Source organism: Stenotrophomonas maltophilia (assembly GCF_900186865.1).
GTDB lineage: Bacteria > Pseudomonadota > Gammaproteobacteria > Xanthomonadales > Xanthomonadaceae > Stenotrophomonas > Stenotrophomonas maltophilia.
In genome coordinates this window covers 4,984,073-5,004,261 of the sequence record NZ_LT906480.1, presented here as the reverse complement: position 1 = coordinate 5,004,261, position 20,189 = coordinate 4,984,073, and the positions used below count along the sequence as shown (strand labels likewise).

At 67.0% G+C, this 20,189-nt stretch carries 19 protein-coding genes; 11 read left to right on the top strand and 8 right to left on the bottom strand.

The genetic code is table 11. From position 1 onward, the window contains the following. Positions 1–255: 255 nt before the first annotated feature. The 6 genes from rpmH to CKW06_RS23400 all read left to right on the top strand — a co-directional run bounded on the left by rpmH (position 256) and on the right by CKW06_RS23400 (position 8,075). Positions 256–396, top strand: coding sequence for a 50S ribosomal protein L34 (gene rpmH / locus CKW06_RS23425; RefSeq protein ID WP_005411729.1), 141 nt, complete (start codon positions 256–258; stop codon positions 394–396). 5 nt (positions 397–401) lie between these two features. Beyond that, positions 402–896 carry a ribonuclease P protein component gene (gene rnpA / locus CKW06_RS23420; protein WP_005411728.1) on the top strand — a complete coding sequence of 165 codons (495 nt, stop codon included), beginning with the start codon at positions 402–404 and terminating at the stop codon, positions 894–896. Continuing rightward, the gene (gene yidC / locus CKW06_RS23415) at positions 896–2,611 is read left to right on the top strand and encodes a membrane protein insertase YidC (RefSeq protein ID WP_024958546.1); all 1,716 of its coding nucleotides are present in this window, start codon (positions 896–898) and stop codon (positions 2,609–2,611) included. Before rnpA ends, yidC begins: the two co-directional genes overlap by 1 nt. A gap of 163 nt (positions 2,612–2,774) precedes the next feature. Further along, complete coding sequence (locus CKW06_RS23410) at positions 2,775–5,447, top strand: polysaccharide deacetylase family protein (protein WP_024958545.1); 2,673 nt, start codon at positions 2,775–2,777, stop codon at positions 5,445–5,447. Positions 5,448–5,450: 3 nt separating this feature from the next. After that, positions 5,451–6,800: a tRNA uridine-5-carboxymethylaminomethyl(34) synthesis GTPase MnmE gene (mnmE, locus tag CKW06_RS23405; protein ID WP_024958544.1), complete on the top strand. Its 1,350-nt coding sequence runs from the start codon at positions 5,451–5,453 to the stop codon at positions 6,798–6,800. A 159-nt stretch (positions 6,801–6,959) separates the two neighbouring features. Continuing rightward, positions 6,960–8,075 carry a glycerophosphodiester phosphodiesterase gene (locus CKW06_RS23400; RefSeq protein WP_024958543.1) on the top strand — a complete coding sequence of 372 codons (1,116 nt, stop codon included), beginning with the start codon at positions 6,960–6,962 and terminating at the stop codon, positions 8,073–8,075. Positions 8,076–8,185: 110 nt separating this feature from the next. Here CKW06_RS23400 and CKW06_RS23395 read toward each other — a convergent pair whose 3' ends face one another. Both CKW06_RS23395 and CKW06_RS23390 read right to left on the bottom strand, forming a co-directional pair. After that, the gene (locus tag CKW06_RS23395) at positions 8,186–8,956 is read right to left on the bottom strand and encodes a rhomboid family intramembrane serine protease (RefSeq protein ID WP_024958542.1); all 771 of its coding nucleotides are present in this window, start codon (positions 8,954–8,956) and stop codon (positions 8,186–8,188) included. A gap of 93 nt (positions 8,957–9,049) precedes the next feature. Beyond that, positions 9,050–10,012 carry a TerC family protein gene (locus CKW06_RS23390; protein WP_005411722.1) on the bottom strand — a complete coding sequence of 321 codons (963 nt, stop codon included), beginning with the start codon at positions 10,010–10,012 and terminating at the stop codon, positions 9,050–9,052. Positions 10,013–10,359: 347 nt separating this feature from the next. Between CKW06_RS23390 and CKW06_RS23385 the strand changes: the two genes are divergently transcribed. The 4 genes from CKW06_RS23385 to CKW06_RS23370 all read left to right on the top strand — a co-directional run bounded on the left by CKW06_RS23385 (position 10,360) and on the right by CKW06_RS23370 (position 13,990). Then, positions 10,360–11,529, top strand: a complete 1,170-nt coding sequence (locus tag CKW06_RS23385) for a class I SAM-dependent rRNA methyltransferase (RefSeq protein ID WP_005411721.1) — start codon at positions 10,360–10,362, stop codon at positions 11,527–11,529. Positions 11,530–11,592: 63 nt separating this feature from the next. After that, the gene (locus CKW06_RS23380) at positions 11,593–12,273 is read left to right on the top strand and encodes a helix-turn-helix transcriptional regulator (protein ID WP_024958541.1); all 681 of its coding nucleotides are present in this window, start codon (positions 11,593–11,595) and stop codon (positions 12,271–12,273) included. A gap of 60 nt (positions 12,274–12,333) precedes the next feature. Further along, positions 12,334–12,636, top strand: coding sequence for an antibiotic biosynthesis monooxygenase family protein (locus CKW06_RS23375; protein ID WP_005414964.1), 303 nt, complete (start codon positions 12,334–12,336; stop codon positions 12,634–12,636). Positions 12,637–12,748: 112 nt separating this feature from the next. After that, positions 12,749–13,990: a dipeptidase gene (locus CKW06_RS23370; protein ID WP_024958540.1), complete on the top strand. Its 1,242-nt coding sequence runs from the start codon at positions 12,749–12,751 to the stop codon at positions 13,988–13,990. 92 nt (positions 13,991–14,082) lie between these two features. Here CKW06_RS23370 and CKW06_RS23365 read toward each other — a convergent pair whose 3' ends face one another. The 5 genes from CKW06_RS23365 to CKW06_RS23345 form a co-directional block, all read right to left on the bottom strand. After that, entirely contained in the window at positions 14,083–15,510 is a 1,428-nt protein-coding gene (locus CKW06_RS23365) for an amino acid permease (protein ID WP_005411719.1), read from the bottom strand. 166 nt (positions 15,511–15,676) lie between these two features. Further along, positions 15,677–16,375, bottom strand: coding sequence for a suppressor of fused domain protein (locus CKW06_RS23360; protein WP_024958539.1), 699 nt, complete (start codon positions 16,373–16,375; stop codon positions 15,677–15,679). Beyond that, positions 16,372–16,794: a hypothetical protein gene (locus CKW06_RS23355; protein ID WP_005411717.1), complete on the bottom strand. Its 423-nt coding sequence runs from the start codon at positions 16,792–16,794 to the stop codon at positions 16,372–16,374. The genes CKW06_RS23360 and CKW06_RS23355 overlap by 4 nt, the downstream gene beginning before the upstream one ends. Further along, positions 16,791–17,420: a leucine efflux protein LeuE gene (leuE, locus tag CKW06_RS23350; protein ID WP_005411716.1), complete on the bottom strand. Its 630-nt coding sequence runs from the start codon at positions 17,418–17,420 to the stop codon at positions 16,791–16,793. Before leuE ends, CKW06_RS23355 begins: the two co-directional genes overlap by 4 nt. Before the next feature lie 14 nt (positions 17,421–17,434). Further along, complete coding sequence (locus tag CKW06_RS23345; protein ID WP_038646282.1) at positions 17,435–18,406, bottom strand: LysR family transcriptional regulator; 972 nt, start codon at positions 18,404–18,406, stop codon at positions 17,435–17,437. A gap of 91 nt (positions 18,407–18,497) precedes the next feature. Here CKW06_RS23345 and CKW06_RS23340 point away from each other — a divergent pair, with 91 nt between their 5' ends. Then, the gene (locus tag CKW06_RS23340) at positions 18,498–19,505 is read left to right on the top strand and encodes a zinc-binding alcohol dehydrogenase family protein (protein ID WP_024958407.1); all 1,008 of its coding nucleotides are present in this window, start codon (positions 18,498–18,500) and stop codon (positions 19,503–19,505) included. Positions 19,506–19,572: 67 nt separating this feature from the next. On the opposite strand, the gene CKW06_RS23335 is transcribed toward CKW06_RS23340, so the two are convergent. Continuing rightward, complete coding sequence (locus tag CKW06_RS23335; RefSeq protein WP_024958408.1) at positions 19,573–20,178, bottom strand: glutathione S-transferase family protein; 606 nt, start codon at positions 20,176–20,178, stop codon at positions 19,573–19,575. Between the last annotated feature and the right edge of the window lie 11 nt (positions 20,179–20,189).

The window sequence follows — 20,189 nt, the reverse complement described above, 5'->3', positions numbered from 1 at the left end:
CAGCAATAATCGTCCGGTGGCCGGGGCATGGACGCGACAAGGCGCCCAAACACAGGCCTGAAAGGGGGGAAATGGATGGCTCAGACTACCACCGAGCGCCCGCCTTCGGAATGCTTGTCCCCTACTTATTCACAAAAACATCCACAGCTATTGCACAGCCCGGTGAATTCGCGTAGCTGCCAGGGGTTGACTTGGGGCAGGGTACCTCTCTAGAATTTCCGGTTCTTTCCGTCCCATTCATACGAGAGGCCCCCAATGGCCACGAAGCGCACCTACCAGCCCAGCAACCTCAAGCGTAAGCGCGACCACGGCTTCCGTGCCCGTATGAAGACCGCTGACGGCCGCAAGATCCTGTCGCGTCGCCGCGCCAAGGGCCGCAAAGTCCTGAGCGCCTGATTGCCATGCCGCACCCCGCGGCAGACGCAATCCCTTCGACAGTGAATACTGCAGACCCGCGCAAGCGATTCCCTCGCTCTGCGCGGGTTCGCACGCGTGCCGAATACTCAACGGTCTTCAACGGCGCCCGCCGTGTGTCCGATCCGCTGATGACCCTGCACTGGCTGCCGGCTGACCGGCCGGCCAGGCTGGGTCTGGCGGTTTCCCGCAAGGTTGATCCGAACGCCGTCGGGCGTAACCGGATCAAGCGCGTCCTGCGCGACATCCTGCGTCAGACACGTACCGACATCCAGCCAGGCGACTTTGTCGTCGTGGCTCGTAGTGCTGCGCGTTCCGCCAGCAACGACGAGATCCGCCAGGCCTTCCTGCGCCTGCTGCGTCGCCTGCGTGCATTGCCCACGCCGGGCGTGGACGGCACAATGCCGCCGCCTGATGGCATCGCAACTCCTTCTTTGACCGAGCCGGCATCGCGTCCCGGCCCCGCCGAGCCTGTCCGCTGATGAACCAGACCCGCGTATTCCTCATTTTTGCCTGGCTGATGGTGGCCGTGCTGCTGTGGATGGAGTGGAGCCGTGAAAAGGCTGCTCCGACCCCGGCACCAACCACCACGTCGGCCCCGGCCGCCGCACAAAGTGTTCCGGGCGCGAACCCCGGCGCCATCCCCAGCGCCCAGGTGCCGGGCGCCCCCGGCCCGGCCGCCGCACAGGCCCAGGCCAGCGCTACCCCGGCCAGCCAGCGCGTGACCGTCACCACCGACGTGCTGCGCCTGGTGCTCGACGGCGGCCGCGTGCTCGACGCCGAGCTGCTGCAGTTCCCGCAGACCAAGGACGAAGGCAGCCCGCCGGTCCGCCTGCTGACCGAAGACCCCGCGCACCCGTACAGCGCGATCAGTGGCTGGGCCAGCGAAGACAAGAACACCCCGGTCCCCGGCGCTGACGGCTTCAAGCTGGTGGGTGACACCAAGGACTTCGTGCTGGCCAAGGGCCAGAACGAGCTACAGATCCCGTTCGTGTGGACCGCCGACAACGGCGTGACCATCAAGCGCACCCTGACCGTCTCGCGCAACGAGTACGCCGTGCGCTTCAAGGACGAAGTCAGCAACGCTGGCGCCGCGCCGTGGAACGGCTACGTCTACCGCACCCTGGACCGCACCCCGACCATCCTGTCGCGGAGCATGACCAACCCGGATTCCTTCAGCTTCAACGGTGCCACCTGGTACGACAACGACAAGAAGTACCAGCGTCGTGCGTTCAAGGACTACCTGGAAGACGGCACGCTGAACCAGAACATCACCGGCGGCTGGCTGGCGATGCTGCAGCACCACTTCTTCACCGCCTGGATCCCGCAGAAGGACCAGACCGCACACTACGTGCTGTCGCAGGTGGCCGGTCGTGACCTGATCGAAGCGCGTGGCCCGGCCTTCACCGTGGCCCCGGGCCAGTCCACCAGCACCGAAGCCCGCCTGTGGGTCGGCCCGAAGCTGGTCAACCTGATCGCCAAGGAAGACGTGCCGGGCCTGGACCGCGTGGTCGACTACAGCCGCTTCTCGATGATGGCGGTGATCGGCCAGGGCCTGTTCTGGGTGCTGAACCAGGTGCACAAGCTGGTCGGCAACTGGGGCTGGGCGATCGTCGGCCTGGTGGTGCTGCTGAAGCTGGTGCTGTACCCGCTGTCGGCGACCCAGTACAAGAGCGGCGCCAAGATGCGTCGTTTCCAGCCGCGCATCGCGCAGCTGAAGGAACGCTATGGCGATGACCGCCAGAAGTTCCAGACCGCGATGATGGAGCTGTACAAGAAGGAAAAGATCAATCCGATGGGGGGCTGCCTGCCGATCCTCATCCAGATGCCGATCTTCTTCGCCCTGTACTGGGTGCTGGTGGAATCGGTCGAACTGCGCCAGGCGCCCTGGTTCGGCTGGATCCAGGACCTGACCGCACGCGACCCGTACTTCATCCTGCCGGTCATCAACGTGGCAGTGATGTGGTTCACCCAGAAGCTGACCCCGGCACCGGGCATGGACCCGATGCAGCAGAAGATGATGCAGTTCATGCCGCTGGTGTTCGGCGTCATGATGGCCTTCATGCCGTCCGGCCTGGTCCTGTACTGGGTGGTCAACGGCGGCCTGGGCCTGCTGCAGCAGTGGTGGATGACCAAGCGCCATGGCGGCGAGCCGGTCCCGGCCACCACCGCGCCGGCCCCGGTCAAAAAGAAGTAATCCCGACCTGTAGAGTCGACTGTTGGTCGACTGGCAGTAGAGCAGTCGACCAACAGTCGACTCTACTACCGCCCCGGTCGATGAGAAGCCCGCCGCAAGGCGGGCTTTTCGCATGCGGCGTTAGAATCGCCGGCACACCGTTCCTCCCACCTTCGAGTCCTCCATGCAGCGTGCGCCGTCGTTCCGCCTGTTCCTGCCGTCGCTGTTGTTGACCCTGGTCGTTGCCGGCTGTGGCGACAAGGACGCGAAGGCGCCGGCGACCACGGTCACCCAGCCCAGCGCGCAGGCCGCGGCCGCCGCCGATCCCGCCGCTGCACCGTTGCTGGCCGCGCTGCAGAAGCAGCTCGACGGCTACCGCCGCATCATCGTGCTGCTGGCCGACGAGGAACAGCAGTCGGCTGCCGACCGCGGTACCTCCACGCGCGTGGGCCAGCAGCTGTTCCACGATGGCCTGGAACAGCGCACGGCCATCGCCGCGCAGTTCGACACGCTGCTGCGCGGCTCCAGTCCGCAGCGCTTCGCCACCCTCGGCACCGTGCTGGACTACATCGAGTCGGCGCCGGAACTGTTCGACGCCGACCGCCTGGCCTTCCGCGAAGTGCTGCGTGACCTGCATGAACGGGTCGGCACCGATTCGTCGCTGCCGGCAGTGAAGCTGCACCAGCGCATCGGTGAGGACCTGGAGGCGCTTGATGAGATCGAGCGCAACTACAACCAGGAACTGACCCGCATCTTCAGCCGCTTCGAGCGCACCCGCGCCATCGAACTGAAGCGTGAGAAGTGGGACGACTACATCGCCCACCTGCACAAGGACTACAGCCGCGAAGCGATCCTGCGCGACTACGGCGTGATCGAGCCGTACCCGATGTCGATGAAGGACAGCGACCGCGAGATCTTCGGCCGCGACCTGCCGGCCAAGACCGTTGTGCTCACCTTCGACGATGGCCCGCACAAGGCCTACACCGATGAAGTGGTGGCCATCCTCAAGCGCTACGACGTGCCGGGCGTGTTCTTCGAAGTGGGCCGCAACCTCGGCAAGGTCGAGGCCGACGGCAAGGTCAGCCTCGGCCCGATGGCGAAGATCAGCCGCAACCTGATGGAAGAGGGCTATGCGGTCGGCAATCACAGCCTGACCCACGCCCAGCTGTCGCGCACCACCGGTGACGCGCTGCGCCAGCAGGTGCTGGACACCGACACGCTGCTGAAGGATGTCGACAGCAAGCGCGCGCCGCTGTTCCGCTTCCCCTATGGCGCACGCAATGCCGAAGGCCTGCAGCTGCTCAACGAAGCCGGGCTGAAGTCGATCATGTGGAACATCGACTCGATGGACTGGGCCGACCCGGTGCCGGAATCGATCGTCCAGCGCGTGCTCGACCAGGTGAACAAGGAACAGCGCGGCATCATCCTGTTCCACGACATTCACGATCGTGCGGTGAAGGCGCTGCCGCAGATCCTCGACCGGCTGATCGCCGATGGCTACCAGTTCGCTGGCTGGAACGGCCGCGACTTCACGGTCGCCCGTGCGCGCAAGGGCGCGACCAACGATGCCACCGTCACCACCGGCTACGAGAAGTCCTGGGCGATCGTGGTCGGCATCGACAACTACGCCAAGTGGCCGAAGCTGGAGTACGCCAGCCACGATGCGCAGGCGGTGGCCGATACCCTGACCGGGCAGTTCGGCTTCCCGTCCTCGCAGGTGATCGTGCTGAAGAACGAGCAGGCCACGCGCAACAACATCCTGGCTGCCTTCCACGACCGCCTGGCCGATGACCGCACTGGCAAGAACGATCGCGTGTTCGTGTTCTTTGCCGGCCATGGCGCGACCCGCCAGCTCGCCTCCGGGCGCGACCTCGGCTACATCATCCCGGTCGATTCGGACCCGAAGGAATTCGCTACCGACGCCATCGCGATGACCGACATCCAGAACATCGCCGAGAGCATGCAGGCCAAGCACGTGATGTTCGTGATGGATGCCTGCTACAGCGGCCTGGGCCTGACCCGTGGCGGTCCATCGTCGTCGTCGTTCCTGCGCGAGAACGCGCGGCGCAGCGCGCGGCAGATGCTGACCGCCGGCGGTGCCGACCAGCAGGTGGCCGACGCCGCTCCGAACGGCCACTCGGTGTTCACCTGGGTGCTGCTGCAGGCATTGGCCGGCAAGGGCGACCTCAACGGCGATGGGCTGATCACCGGTACCGAACTGGCCGCCTACGTTGCGCCGGCCGTCTCAGCCGTTTCACACCAGACCCCGGCCTTCGGCAGCCTGCCCGGTTCGCAGGGCGGCGAGTTCGTGTTCCAGGTGCCGGACAGCCAGGAGTTCCTCAATGCCGATACGCGCCAGTTGACCGCCGATGCGATCGCACTGAACAACAAGGTTGAAGCCGCCAGCGAAGCCAAGGGCAGCCAGGCGCCGGTGACGGTGGCCGACCTGCAGGGCGGCAAGGCCAAGCTGGTGGTGCCCACTGCGGGCCCGGCGTCGGATCGCCAGCGCGCGCAGCAGGCCAATGACCGCGGCCTGCAGCTGTACCGCGAGAAGCAGTACGACGAGGCGGTGGCGCAGTTCACCGAGGCGCTGAAGCTGCGTCCGGACTTCGCCCAGGCCGCCAACAACCTCGGCTTCGTCTACTACCGCCAGCAGCGCTATGCCGAAGCGGCGCGCTGGCTGGAGAACACGCTGAAGATCGACCCCTCGCGTGCAGTGGCCTATCTCAACCTGGGCGATGCCTACTTCAACGCCGGCGACAAGGCCAAGGCCAAGCAGGCCTACACCACCTACCTGGCGTTGCAGCCGCAGGGCAGTGGCGCGGCCCAGGCGCGCGCACAGCTGGAGAAGCTCTGAGCCATGAACGACGCGATCCGCACCGACACCATCGTCGCCATCGCCAGCGCCCCTGGCGCCGGCGGTGTCGGCCTGCTGCGCCTGTCCGGCCCGCGTGCTGCGGCCATCGCCAATGCACTGGGCGCACCTGCACTGCGTCCGCGCCACGCGCACTACGCGCGCCTGCGTGATGCCGACGGCGAGGTCATCGACGATGGCATCGTGCTGTGGTTCCCGGCACCGAACAGCTTTACCGGCGAGGAAGTGGTGGAACTGCAGGGCCACGGCAGCCCGGTGCTGCTGCAGCAGCTGGTCGCGCGCTGCATCGCGCTCGGCGCGCGCCAGGCGCGGCCGGGTGAGTTCAGTGAACGGGCATTCCTCAACGGCAAGCTCGACCTGGCCCAGGCCGAGGCCATCGCCGACCTGATCGCCGCGGGCGACAACCGCGCCGCGCGCGCGGCACGTCGCTCGCTGGATGGCGTGTTCTCGCGCCGCATCGACGCCGTGGTCGAGCAGCTGGTGCTGCTGCGCATCCACGTGGAAGCGGCCATCGATTTTGCCGACGAACCGCTGGATACGCTCGGTGGCGCGCAGGTGCGGCGTGGGCTGGAACAGGCGCGCAGCGATCTGGCCCTGCTGCGCCGCGATGCCGAACGCGGCCGTCGCCTGCGCGATGGCCTGCACGCGGTGCTGATCGGTCCGCCGAACGCCGGCAAGAGTTCACTGCTCAACGCGCTGGCCGGCAGCGAACGCGCCATCGTCACCGACATCGCCGGTACCACCCGCGACACCCTGCGCGAGACCATCCGCCTGGACGGCCTGGAGCTGACCCTGGTCGACACCGCCGGCCTGCGCGACGGCGGTGACGCCATCGAACGCGAAGGCATGCGCCGCGCCCACGTGGAAATCGAGCGCACCGATCTGGCGCTGATCGTGCTGGATGCGCGCGATCCGGCGGCTGGCGAAGCGGCGCTGGGCGAGGCCGTGGCGGCGGTGCCGCACAAGGTCTACATCCACAACAAGTCGGACCTGCTGGAGGCGTTGCCGTCGCTGGACGATCCGGACCGCGTGTTCGTTTCGGCCGCCACCGGCGCCGGGCTCGACGATCTGCACGCGCGTCTGCGTTCGATCGCTTCGGCCGGGGCAGGGGAGCAGGTGGATGGCGAGTTCTCCGCGCGCACGCGCCATGTGGATGCAATCGAACGTGCGCAGGAACATGCGCAGCGCGCCGATGGCGAGCTGGCGCACGAGCACCTGGAGCTGGCCGCCGAGGAACTGCGGCTGGCGCATGACGCGCTGGGTGAGATCACTGGGCAGATGAGTGCCGATGATCTGCTGGGGAGGATCTTCTCCAGTTTCTGCATCGGCAAGTAAGCCTTGGTAGTGCCGGCCGCTGGCCGGCAACCCAGCCGAACGAGCTCCCCGGGATCGCTACGGGGTCGGAGCCCCTGCGGGGATCCGACCCCAGGTCCCCCACCTGTCACATTGCCGCCGCATACTGACGCCCATCACATACCGCTTGGGGAAGTCGCAGTGAAGTCGTGGGGTTGTGCGTTGCTGTTGTCGCTGGCCGTGGCACCATCGGTGGCCATGAGTGCTGAATCCTCCACCCCGGCCGCGCACAAGGTGTCGGTCTATGGCCATCGCGGGGCGAGCGCGTTGCTGCCCGAGCACACCTTGGCCGCCTATGCGCAGGCGATCGCCGATGGCGCCGACTACATCGAGCCGGACCTGGTGATGACCGGGGACGGAGTGATGGTCGCCCGCCACGAGAACGAGATCAGCGGCACCACTGATGTGGCCTCGCATCCCGAATTCGCCAGCCGCCGCACCAGCAAGGTCATCGACGGGCAGAAGGTGGACGGCTGGTTCACCGAAGACTTCACCCTGGCCGAGCTGAAGACCCTGTACGCGCGCGAGCGCCTGCCGGAACTGCGCAGCACCGCCTATGACGGCCAGTTCCGCATCGCCAGCCTGGACGAGATCCTCGCATTCCTTGTCCAGCAGGCCGGGCGTGCCAACCGTGGCATCGGCCTGGTGCCGGAGATCAAGCACCCGACCTACTTCCAGTCGATCGGCCTGCCGATGGAAGACAAGCTCCTGACCGCGCTGCGTGGCAATGCCTATACCAACGTCGGCCCGGTCACCATCCAGTCGTTCGAGACCGCCAACCTGCGCTACCTGCGCGGCAAGATCCCGCGCGGCAGCAACATCCGCCTGCTGCAACTGCTGTGGAAGGGCGACACCCAGCCGGCCGACATCGCCAAGGCCGGTGGCAAGCTGACCTACGCCCAGATGATGACGCCGGCAGGACTGAAGGACATCGCCAGCTACGCCGACAGCATCGGCCCGGAACTGCGCTCGATCATTCCGCTGGACGCCAAGGGCGCGCTGAGCACTCCGACCACGCTGGTACAGGACGCACATGCAGTGGGCCTGATGGTGATTCCGTACACCTTCCGTCCGGAGAACCACTTCCAGGCCAGCAACCTGCGCAAGGGCGCCGACAACGCGCGCAATGCCGAGGGTTCGATTGCCGAGATGCGTGCCTATCTGGCCACCGGCATCGACGCCTTCTTCACCGATGACCCGGCACTGGGCCGGCAGGCGGTGGATGGCATGGGCGCGGCGGGGAATGCGGCGAACTGACGGACTCTGGTAGATGCCAACCTTGGTTGGCACACAACAACCGCCGACCAAGGTCGGCCACTACCGGTTCATGAGGGTGCCGGCCAGCGGCCGGCACTACCGGGGCATTTTCAGCCGCGCGGCTCGTCTGGCCGGCGGAACGGAATCACCACGTAGTCCTGGCCTTCGCGCGGCTGCCACAGCACCGGCACGCGCTGCGGTGACGGCGGTTCCAGCTCGTCGTCGGCCAGCGGTTCGGCCTCGTCTTCTTCGTCTTCCCAGCTGTAGCGTTGGCGCGGCGGCAGCGGGTCGGCGTTGCGGAACAGCAGCGCGGCGATGATGCCGGCGAAGGCGCCGCCCATGTGCGACTGCCAGGACACGCCGTCGGCGTGCGGCAGGATGGTCATCAGCATGCCGCCGTAGAACAGCATGCCGATCAGGCCGGTGGCAATCGCTGCACGGTCGCGGCGCAGCAGGCCCAGGCTGGCCAGCAGGAACATCAGGCCATGGGTCACGCCGCTGGCGCCCAGGTGCACGCTGCCCGGATTGCCCAGCATCCACGCACCGATGCCCGAGCCCAGCCACAGCAGGGGCAGGGCGCGCACGGTGGCTTTCGGGTAGACGCTGCCGGCCAGCGTGCCCAGGATCAGGATCGCGATGCTGTTGGCGGCGATGTGCTCGACCGAGGCATGCAGCATCGGGCCGCCGATCAGGCCAAGCAGGCCCTTGGCTTCCAGCGGCGCGACCGCCCAGGGCCGCCAGTCGAAGGTGCCCTGCAGGGCGAACACGGCCACCAGCACCAGCACGGCGGCCAGGCTGACATTGAACGCCCGCAGGATGCGCGAGCGGTCATTGCGGGGGGCCGGCAGGTCGCCAGCGGGCAGGGGCGCGTTGTTGTCCATACCTCAGCAATGGCGGTGACTGGCGCGAAACCAAGGCCACCGCAACGGGAGAGTGGGTGAGGCCGGCGGGACAAGCCCGCCGGCCGGCCATGATCAGGCGTGGCCGGAGCCTTCCTTCGGCGGGTACTTCAGGCTCAGTACCACGGTGGCGGCGATGATCACCGCGACCACGCCCAGCGACACCGGGGTCGGGATCTTGAACAGGTCGATGATCATCATCTTGATGCCGATGAAGCCCAGCACCAGCGCCAGGCCATACGGCAGCAGGTGGAAGCGGTCGGCCATGCCGGCCAGCAGGAAGAACATCGCGCGCAGGCCCAGTACCGCGAACACGTTGGAGGTGAGCACGATGAACGGGTCGGTGGTGATCGCGAAAATCGCCGGGATGCTGTCCACGGCGAAGATCACGTCGGTGACCGCGATCAGGATCAGCACCGCGAACAGCGGGGTGAACCAGCGCACGCCGTCGCGCTTCACGCTCAGTGCGTTGCCGGCATAGTCCGGCAGCAGGCGCAGGTGCTTGCGCATCCAGCGCAGGGCGGGATTGGTCTCCAGGTCCGGCTCCTGGCCGGCGGCGAACCACATCTTCCAGCCGGTGAACAGCAGGAAGGCGCCGAACACGTAGAGCAGCCAATGGAACTGGCTGATCAGCACGCTGCCGGCGAAGATCATGATCGTACGCAGCACGATCGCGCCCAGGATGCCGATGATCAGCACCTTCTGGCGCTGCTCCTCCGGCACCGCGAAGTAGCTCATGATCATCAGGAACACAAAGATGTTGTCGACCGCCAGCGCCTTCTCGACCAGGTAGCCGGTCAGGAACTCGAGGCCGACCTTGTTGGCCACCACCTGGCCGGCGGTCTCATTCAGGTAGTACCAGAGGCCCGCATTGAACAGCAGGGCCAGCGCGACCCAGCCGATGGACCACCACAGGGCCTCCTTGAAGGTGACCTTGTGCGGTCCACCATGGCGCATCAACACGAGGTCGACCAGCAGGGCGATGACCACCACCGCTGCGAAGCCGCCCCACAACCACACGTTACCGATCGTCTGCATTGGGAATGTCCGTTGGAAAGATGAATGCCAGGCCGGACGGCGAGGATCTGCAACGGAGGATCGGGAGGGGGATCCAGGGACAGAGCTTCGCCAGTACGGCGAAGGTCTCGCTCGCAGTTCCAGTCGGCTGGAACTGCCGTTGCACCGGAGCCTGCGGGCTCGAAATGACGGCGACAACGTCTGGGAGCTACTCCCCTTCTGGCGCCGATTCTGCCGTCTGGCCCCGCCGCCGTCAAATGGGGAGGCCAGGGGTCGGATCCCCAAAGGGGCTCCGACCCCATCGTCGCCACACTGGGGTCAGAGCCCCTGCGGGGATCCGACCCCGGCGCCCGGTTTACAATGGGTGGATGAATACCCCCCTTCCGATTGTCCGCCTCAAGAATGCGTGGCGTTCCAGCCACCCGTGGATCTTCCAGAAACTGGTCGAGAAACCGACCGTCCGGCCCAAGCCCGGTTCCATCGTCGACGTGGTCGGCATCGATGGCGAGTTCATTGGCCGCGGGTTCTACAACGGGCACTCGCGCATCGCCGTGCGCATCCTCGAAACCGACCAGAACGTGCCGGTCGATGCCGGCTGGTTCTCGCGCAAGATCGCCCAGGCGGTGTCGCTGCGCCGTGAGGTGCTGAAGCTCGACGCGGTCTCCGACGCCTGGCGCGTGGTGCACAGCGAAGGCGACGGCCTGTCCGGCCTGGTGGTGGATCGCTACGGCGACCTGGTGGTGGTCGAGTTCTTCGCCGCCGGCATGTTCCGCCACCGCGAATGGATCTACGACGCCCTGCGCGAGCAGTTCCCGGGCTGCCGTTTCCACAGCTTTGCCGACGAACACGTGCAGAAGCAGGAGAGCTTCGACTTCCACGGCAACACCACCACCGAGGCGTCGGTGATCACCGAGTACGGCATCAAGTTCCGCGCCGACCCGGCCGGCGCGCACAAGACCGGCTTCTTCGCCGACCAGCGCGAGAACCGCGAGTGGCTGAGCCAGCAGGTGGAAGGCAAGAGCGTGCTGGACCTGTGCTGCAACACCGGCGGTTTCGCCGTGTATGCCGCTGCGCGTGGCGCTTCGGAAGTGGTCGGCATCGACATCGATGAGGACGTCATCCAGATCGCCAAGGGCAATTCGCGCCTGAACAACGTGCGCCCGAAGTTCATCCAGTCCGACATCTTCCCGTGGCTGCGCGACGCCGCCAACCGCGGCGAGCAGTACGACGTGGTGATCCTGGATCCGGCGAAGATGACCCGCGACCGCGACCAGGTCATCACCGCGCTGAAGAAGTACCTGGACATGAACAAGCTGGCGCTGGGCGTGGTCAAGCCGGGCGGCCTGTTCGCCACGTTCTCCTGCACCGGCCTGGTGGCCGAGGACCAGTTCCTCGACATGCTGCGCCGCGCGGCCTATTTCTCCGGCCGCACGATCCAGATCCTGAAGGTCGCTGGTGCGGGTCCGGACCATCCGTTCATGGCCCACGTGCAGGAATCGCGTTACCTGAAGGCCGTGTTCTGCCGCGTGGTCGACTGACCCGCGGCACACCTGCCCGGCCGGCCGTGGGCCGGCCACTGCGGCATCGCCGGGGAAAGGTCCATGCGTAAAGCTGACCGCCTGTTCCAGCTGGTCAACCTGATCCGTGTACGGCAGCCGGTGACCGCCGCCGTGCTGGCGGCGGAGCTGGGCCTGTCGGTACGTAGCATCTATCGCTACATCGATGACCTGTCCGTGGCCGGTATTCCGGTCTACGGCGAGGCGGGCATCGGCTATCGGCTCGACCCGGGTTTCGAACTGCCCCCGCTGAGCCTGGATGCGGCCGAGGCAGAGGCACTGCAGCTGGCCGTGGAAATGCTGGCCTGTAGTGGCGCTGGCCACCTGCAACCGGCGGCGCGTTCGCTGCTGCACAAGCTGCAGGCGGCGATGCCCGAGCGTGCTGCCAGCCCACGCACTGCCCGCGCGCTGCGTGCCATACCCGTTTCACTGCGGTGTTGGCAGCCACTGCATGCGGCCATCGCCGACCGCCGCAGCGTCCAACTGCGCTACCGCAGCCGGCAGGGTGACATCAGTCAACGTAGCGTGTTCCCGCTGGGCTTATTCCACTGGGGGCAGCACTGGACGCTGGGCAGCTGGTGCGCGCTGCGGCAGGACTATCGCGACTTCCGCCTCGACCAGATCGAGGCGATGGACGATGCCGTTGACGTGCCGTTGCCTGCCTGGGTCACGCTCGAAGCGTATCTGCAACACCAGCAACGGGCCTGGGAACAGCGCGCGCACTGACACCCCGGTGGCAGCAGGGGGAGCACAGACTGCCCGCTCATCCACAGCGGAATCCTTCCCATGCACGCACGTACGTCCGTCCTTGAACTGGCGGTGTTCACCGTCAAGCCCGAGGCACGCGCTGACATGCCCAAACTGCGCATGCAACTGCGCGCGGTGATCGCCCAGTTCCCAGGGTTGATCGATTACCAGCCGTTCTCGCCGATGGACGGTGATGATCGCTTCGTCGATATCGCGCACTGGCAGGACCTGGCCAGCGCACAGGCAGTGGCACAGGCCTTCGCTGAAGGCGATGCGCGATTCGCGCCATACATGGCGGTCATCGAGGAACTGCAGCTGATGCAGCACTTCCTGCCAGGCTGACCCTGGGCGTTCGAGATAATGGCGCCCCATTGATCAGATGGCGCGGCCCGACTCTACAAATCTGCCGGCTGCAGCGCTATGGTCGGGCTCTTCCCATTGCCGGTGAGAGCCCATGCCATCGTTGCGCCACCTGTCCGTCGTGCTTGCCCTGGCGCTGTGTGCGCCGCTGTCGGCTCATGCCATCGAGTTCAGCGCACAGGAACTGGCCCGCGCCAAGGCCCTGCAGCAGCGCCTGGTCACACTCGACAGCCATCTGGATACGCCGGCCAATTTCGGCCGGACCGGCTTCGACATCGAGCAGCGCCACGACCGCAACGCACTCTCGCAGGTGGACTACCCGCGCATGGTCGAGGGCGCGCTGGACGGTGGCTTCTGGGCGATTTACACCGATCAGGGCGACCGCAGCCCAGCCGCGCACCTCGCCGAGCGTGACCATGGCCTGCAGCGGCTGCTGGAGATCCGCGAAATGCTGGCCGCCAATCCCGAGCGTTTCGCGCTGGCATTGACCGCCGATGACGCGGCACGGATCAAGGCCGCCGGCAAGCGCGTGGTCTACATCAGCATGGAAAACGCCAGCCCGCTGGTGGAAGACCCCAGCCTGCTCTCGTTCTACCACCGTGCCGGCCTGCGCCTGCTCAGTACCGTGCACTTCGCCAACAACGAGTTCGCCGATTCGGCCACCGACCCCAAGGGAGCGGAATGGAAAGGCCTGAGCCCGGCCGGCAAGGGCCTGGTGCAGCAGGCGGTGAATCTGGGCATCGTGATCGACCAGTCGCATGCGTCCGACGCGGTGTTCGATGACCTGCTGGCAATGATGCCGGTGCCCTTCGTGCTGTCGCACAGCTCAGCCAAGGCGGTCTACGACCACCCGCGCAATCTTGATGACGCGCGCCTGCGCAAGCTGGCCAAGGCCGGCGGCGTGATCCAGGTGAACGCCTATGGCGGCTACCTGATCGACACGGCGAAGACACCCGAGCGCAAGCAGGCCGAGGAAGCGCTGAGCAAGCAGCTGGGTGGCTGGGAAGGCATGGGCATTGAGCAGGGGGTTGCCCTGCTGAAGGCCGAACAGGTGCTGGACCACGAGCACCCGGTGCGCCATGCCAGCCTCGACGACTTCTTCGCCCACTTCGAGCACATCCTCAAGGTGGTCGGCCCCGAGCACGTGGGCATCGGCCTGGACTGGGATGGCGGCGGCGGCCTGAGCGACCTGCCCGATGTCAGCCAGCTGCCGAAGATCACCGCGTGGCTGCTGCGCAAGGGTTACACCGAGCAGCAGATTGCCGGCATCTGGGGCGGCAACCTGCTGCGGGTGATGCGCCAGGCGCAGGACTACGCGGCAAAGCAGGGCGGTTGACCGCCCTGCGGTAGTGCCGGCCGCTGGCCGGCATTGCCCGTATCAACAGGATGTGAGGTGCCGGCCAGCGGCCGGCACTACCGGCGATCCGGTTATTTCGCGATCAGCGCGTGGCGACGGCTGTACAGGAAGTACAGCACCAGGCCGGCCACGTTCCACAGCAGGAAATACAGCTGGGTGGTGTGCGGCAGGCTGAGGAACAGGTAGATGCAGCCCAGCGCGGCCAGCGGGCCGACCACGAAGGCCAGCGGCGTGCGGAACGTGCGCTCGCGGTTCGGCTCGCGCAGGCGCAGCACCACCAGGCAGATGCCGACGGCGGTGAACGCGGCCAGGGTACCGGCGTTGGCCAGCGCGGCAATCTCGTCCAAGCGCGCCACACCGGCCAGCGCCGACACCACCACTGCGGTGAACAGCGTGGTCGCCACCGGCGTGCCGGTGCGCGCGTTGACCTTGGACAGGCCACGCGGCAGCAGGCCATCACGGCTCATCACGAAGAAGATGCGGCTCTGGCCGTACAGGAAGGCCAGCAGCACGGTCGGCAGGGCGATGATCGCGATCACGCCGATCACCATCGCCGCGGTCGGATGGCCCAGCTGGCGCATGATCAGCGCCAGCGGCTCGGCGCTGTGGCCAAACACGGCGTAGCTCATCGCACCCACGGCGGCCAGCGCCACCAGCACGTAGACGATGGTGCAGCCGATCATCGAACCGATGATGCCGATCGACAGGTCGCGGCCCGGGTTCTTGGTTTCCTCGGCGGCGGTGGAGATCGCATCGAAGCCGTAGAAGGCGAAGAAGATGATCGCCGCCGCTGCCATTACGCCGTGCTCGACGCCATCGGGGCCCATCGACTTGGCGAAGCCATACGGCATGAACGGCTGCAGGTTGGCGCTGTCGAAGGCGGGCAGGGCCACGGCCACGAAGATGGCCAGCGCGATCAGCTTGAACACCACCAGGATGGCGTTGAGGGTGGCGCTTTCCTTGGTGCCGGCCATCAGCATGCCGGCCACCAGCCAGGTGATGATGATCGCCGGCAGGTTGATCATGCCGCCTTCCACGTGCGGGCCGGCCGCCAGCCAGGCCGGCAGGTGCACGTTCCAGCCGAACTGGGTGTGGACCCATTCGAGGAAGCCGACGAAGTAGCCGGACCAGCCCACCGCCACCGTACTCACCACCAGCGAGTACTCCAGGATCAGACTCCAGCCCACCACCCAGGCAAACACCTCGCCCAGCGCACTGTAGCTGTAGGTGTAGGCACTGCCGGCGGCCGGCATCATCGTAGACAGCTCGGCGTAGGACAGCGCCGCGCAGGCACAGACCGCACCGGCGATGGCGAAGGAGATCAGCACGGCCGGGCCGGCCAGGTTGGCACCGACGCCGATCAGCGTGTAGATGCCGGTACCGACGATGGCGCCAATACCCAGCGCGATCAGGTGCGGCCAGCTGAGGGTCGGGATCAGACGCCTGCCGGCTTCGTGGACGGTGACGGAATCTAGGGACTTGCGCCGGAACAGGGACATGCAGGCCTCGGAAGGGGTGACTAAGAACGACAAGTTCCCGAGTGTGACCGAACGCAGCGCAGCATTACCACTGACGGGGGTCATGCATGGCGGGGCGCGCGTTGCACCCCGGCCACGCTGCCGGAATCGGCACAAATGCTGGCAGGGTTCGAAATGATTCGATCCCTCAAGGCGAGCCCGGAGGCGATTGAAGTACGAGAGCAGGGGCCAGATCGATGCTGACCCGCTGCGGATCGATCACCGGCGCCGCACCTTGGGTTCTCAACTGGGCCACCAGCACTTCGAAGCCATGCGCGCGGCCGAACGCGTGCTCGTCCAGGGTCAACGGCAGCAGCTGCAGGAAGTCGAATCGTCCCGATGGCAGTTGCTGGGGTCCCGGAAAGTGCAATGACGGAACGAAGACGGCCGCCCGCAGCATGCTCCCTGCGTGATCCACCGGCCCCCCCAGCTTCAGCCGGTCCCATGGCGCCAACGGATTGCCGGGCATGCGTGAGTGGCACAGCAGCAGGTGGTACGCGGTGAACCAGCGCAAGGTGGTCAGCGCCCACGTCGCTTCATCCTGGGTCTCAAGCATCAGTTCGATGCCCCACCCCGAATCTCCATCTTCGTGCCGCCCTTCCCAGGGGTTGGACAGGCCGGTGCTGACATAGATCCAGTGCCGTCGATCACCGTGCGGAGGGCACGCATTGACGCCGACATGCAGCCAGCGCGGGTCGATCTGCTCCTGCTTGAAGACGTTGCGCAGCAGATCCATGTCGAGGGGGTAGATCCCCGGTCCGGTATCGCCGAACAACCGCCGGTACAGCGTCTCCTCCCGATACTCCCAGCTGCGCTCCAGCAGGGTGTCGTCGTCGATGGTGGTCACTCAGCCACCCTGCCGGGCCAGCGGCAGCCGTCTTCCTGCCAGGCTTCGGGGTCGTCGTGGAAGGTGGTGCTGCGGCCATCGCGGGCGCGTTCGTAACGCAGATCCAGCACCAGGGCACCCTGCGTGCTCAGCAGGTAGCGGCCGTTGAGGCGTCCGTCGATGCGTTCTTCCCAGACGCTGTCGAACTGGTACGGGCGATCTTCGGCCAGCACCGTGGTCTCCATCGAGATCCGGTGCAGGGGCAGGCGCTCGCGCTGCCCGGCGTAGCGCACATCGGCCCGGCCGTCTTTCAGCCAGCGCCATTCCAGGTGGATGCTGTCATTGCGACCGCCGCTCAGGCAGCGATGGTCCTGCACGGTGGTGCCAGAGGCGGTGCCGGCGAGCAGTAGTGCGACCGCGGTTGCCAGCCAGGCCTTCATCCGTTCAACCCCAACCGGATGCCGAACCCGACAAGGAACAGGCCGGCCACCCGGCGCAGCGCATCGCTGATGCGCGGATGCTGGATCAACCGGCGGCGGGCCAGGTTGCCCACACCGATCAGCATCGAGCAGTAGGCGATGCTGACCACCAGGATGATCCCGGCCAGCGCCGCGAAGGTGGCGATGCCCTGGTGCGCCTTCGGATCGATGAACAGCGGCAGGAAGGCCATGTAGAACAGGATCGCCTTCGGATTGAGCAGGCTGACCAGGATTGCCTGCTGGAAATAGCGGCCCGGCTGCATGCGGATCGGGCCAGCATCACCGCCCTCGTGCTTCGGCGTACGCAGCAGGCTGATGCCCACCCATACCAGGTAGGCCGCACCCAGGTACTGCACAGCGTGGAAGACCAAGGGGTTGGCCTTCAGCAGTGCGGCGACACCGGCCAGCGCCAGCCACATCAGGATCTGATCGCCGACCAGCAGTCCGGCCAGTGCGGTGTAGCCGCCGCGCACGCCGCCACGGCCGGTTGCGGTCAGCAGGGTGAAGGTGCCGGGGCCGGGCAGGGCGAGAAACACCAGCACGGCGACCAGAAACGTCCACAGGTCCTGGATGCCCATCCACGGCATGGCGGTGTTCTCTCTTACGGGGGGCCGCCATTGTCGGCCAGCACCGGGGTGGGCGACAGGGGGCGGGGAAGTCCATCGGGCATGCCAGACAGCAGCGGTTGCAGGTGCTGGCGCAGCTGCGCGTGCAGCTGCCGCACCGCCGGCGAGAACTGCTTGCGATGCGGGCACACCAGCTGCAGCGGAATGTGGCTGCCGACGCCGTCGAGCAGCAGCTGCAGGCGCCCGGCCAGCACGTCTTCGCGCAGGTCCAGCCAGGATTTGTAGGTGATGCCCTCGCCCGCCACCGCCCAGCGCCGCACCACGTCGGCGTCGTCGCAGACCAGCGGGCCGCGCACCGGGATCACGGTGCGGCGCCCGTCGACCTCGAACGACCAGCGATCGTAGGCGCGGCCACTGAGCTGGTAGACCAGGCAATCGTGCTCGCGCAGTTCGTCCAGGCGCACCGGCGTGCCCCGTCGCTGCAGGTAATCGGGCGACGCCGCGAGTACACGGCGGTTGCCTTCGAGCAGGGGCAGGGCCACGTAGTTGGCGTCGTCGAAGTGGCCGATGCGGATCGCCACATCGACCGGATCGCGGAACACGTCGGCCACTTCATCGGACAGCCGCAGGTGCAGGCGCAGCCGTGGATGGGCGGCTCGGAACGCGGTCAGCCACGGCAGCAGCAGGTTGCGACCGAAGTCCGACGGCGCCGACAGCTGCAGCGTGCCATGCAGTTCGGCGTCCTCGCCCTGCACGCGGGCCCGCCCTTCGCGCAGGGTAGCCAGCACCTCCTGCGCATACGGCAGGTACAGCGCGCCCTCGCCGGTCAGGCGCAGGCTGCGGGTGGTACGCACGAACAGGCGCAGGTCCAGTTCGCGTTCCAGCCGCGCCACGGCAGCAGCGACCTGGCCGGGTAACAGATCGGCCTCGCGGGCCGCCTGCGAGAAGCTGCCCAGTGCGGCCGTGCGGACGAACAACTGCAGGTCGCCGAAGCGGATCATCTTCATTACCGGAGTGAAAGTGCTGCCCGATTCTGCGCCTTTCTGAGCGACCGTGCGCGGCGCAACCTGTGCACTCCTTCCCCACTGGACCGCTGCCATGCGCGCCATTGCCTACACCCACGCCGGCCTGCCGATCGACGACACCCGGGCCCTGATCGATATCGAACTGGAACTGCCGCAGCCCGGCCCACGCGACCTGCGGGTGGCGGTGCGCGCGGTGGCGGTGAACCCGGTCGACACCAAGGTCCGCCGCGGCGTGGCCACCGACGGCCCGCGCGTGCTGGGCTGGGACGCGGTCGGCATCGTCGACGCGGTGGGCAGCGAAGTCACCCTGTTCCAGCCTGGCGACGCGGTCTACTACGCCGGCGTGATCGACCGCCCGGGCAGCAATGCCGAGTACCAGCTGGTGGACGAGCGCAGCGTCGGCCGCAAGCCGGCCAGCCTCGATGATGCCGCCGCCGCCGCGCTGCCACTGACTGCAATCACCGCCTGGGAGCTGCTGTTCGACCGCCTGCGCATCCCCGAGGGCGGTGGCGAAGGCCAGACCCTGCTGGTGATCGGTGCTGCTGGCGGTGTCGGTTCGATCCTGGTGCAGCTGGCACGGAAGCTGACGAAACTGACGGTGATCGGCACCGCATCGCGCCCGGACACCCAGGACTGGGCGTATGCGATGGGCGCACACCACGTGATCGACCACCGCCTGCCGCTGGCCGAGGGACTGGCACGGCTGGGCATCAGCGAGGTGCAGCACGTGGCCAGCCTGACCCACTCCGACCAGCACTACGCGCAGATCGTGGAGCTGCTGGCGCCGCAGGGCCAGTTCGGCCTGATCGACGATCCGGGCCAGGTGGACGTGATGGCGCTCAAGCGCAAGGCACTGTCACTGCACTGGGAGTCGATGTTCACCCGCCCGCTGTACAAGACCGCGGACATGCAGCGCCAGCACGACCTGCTGAACCGGGTGGCCGAGCTGATCGATGCCGGCGTGCTGCAGACCACCCTGGGCGAGCATTTCGGGCGCATCGACGCGGCCAACCTGCGGCGCGCGCATGCGCTGCTGGAGAGCCACCGCGCCAAGGGCAAGATCGTGCTGGAAGGCTGGTAAGGCAGGTTGTTCCCGCGTCCTCGGGGTCAGATCCCTTTCCCGTTGGGAAAGGGATCTGACCCCTGCCTCAAGCCACGCCGTTGTCGACGTGTTCGGCGAAACCGGGCTGCTGGCGCAGGCGTTCGAACCACGCCGCGAGGTGTGGCAGTGCGGGCTTGTGGCCGGGTGTGCTGCGCCAGCGCTGGGTCGACAGCCCCAGCACGATATCGGCGAGGGTAAAGGTGTCGCCCGCCACGTAGGCATCGGTGGCGGCCAGCTGGGCTTCAAGCACACCCATCAGCCGGTTCCACTGCGCCAGGCTGGCCTCGGCACGGGCATCGTCCGGGTAGTCCGGATGCTGGCGCACGCGCGCCATGAACACATGGCGCCAGGCGCTGTTGAGGTCGCTGGCCTGCCAGTCCATCCACTGCTCCACCCGGGCCCGGGCCTGCGCTGCTGCGGGCAGCAGGTCGTCACGGCCGGCGCGGGCGGCCAGGTAGCGGCAGATGCTGTTGGACTCCCACAGCACGAAGTCGCCATCGCGCAGCACCGGTACCTGCCGGTTCGGATTCAGTGCGGCCAGCAGGTCCGCGGGTGGCGCAGGCTCGTGGTGAAGTGGCAGGTCGAGCCCGACGCACAGCCACAGCACCTTGCGCACGTTGATGGAGGTGGGCTTTCCGTACAGAGCGAGCATGGTTCTGGCGC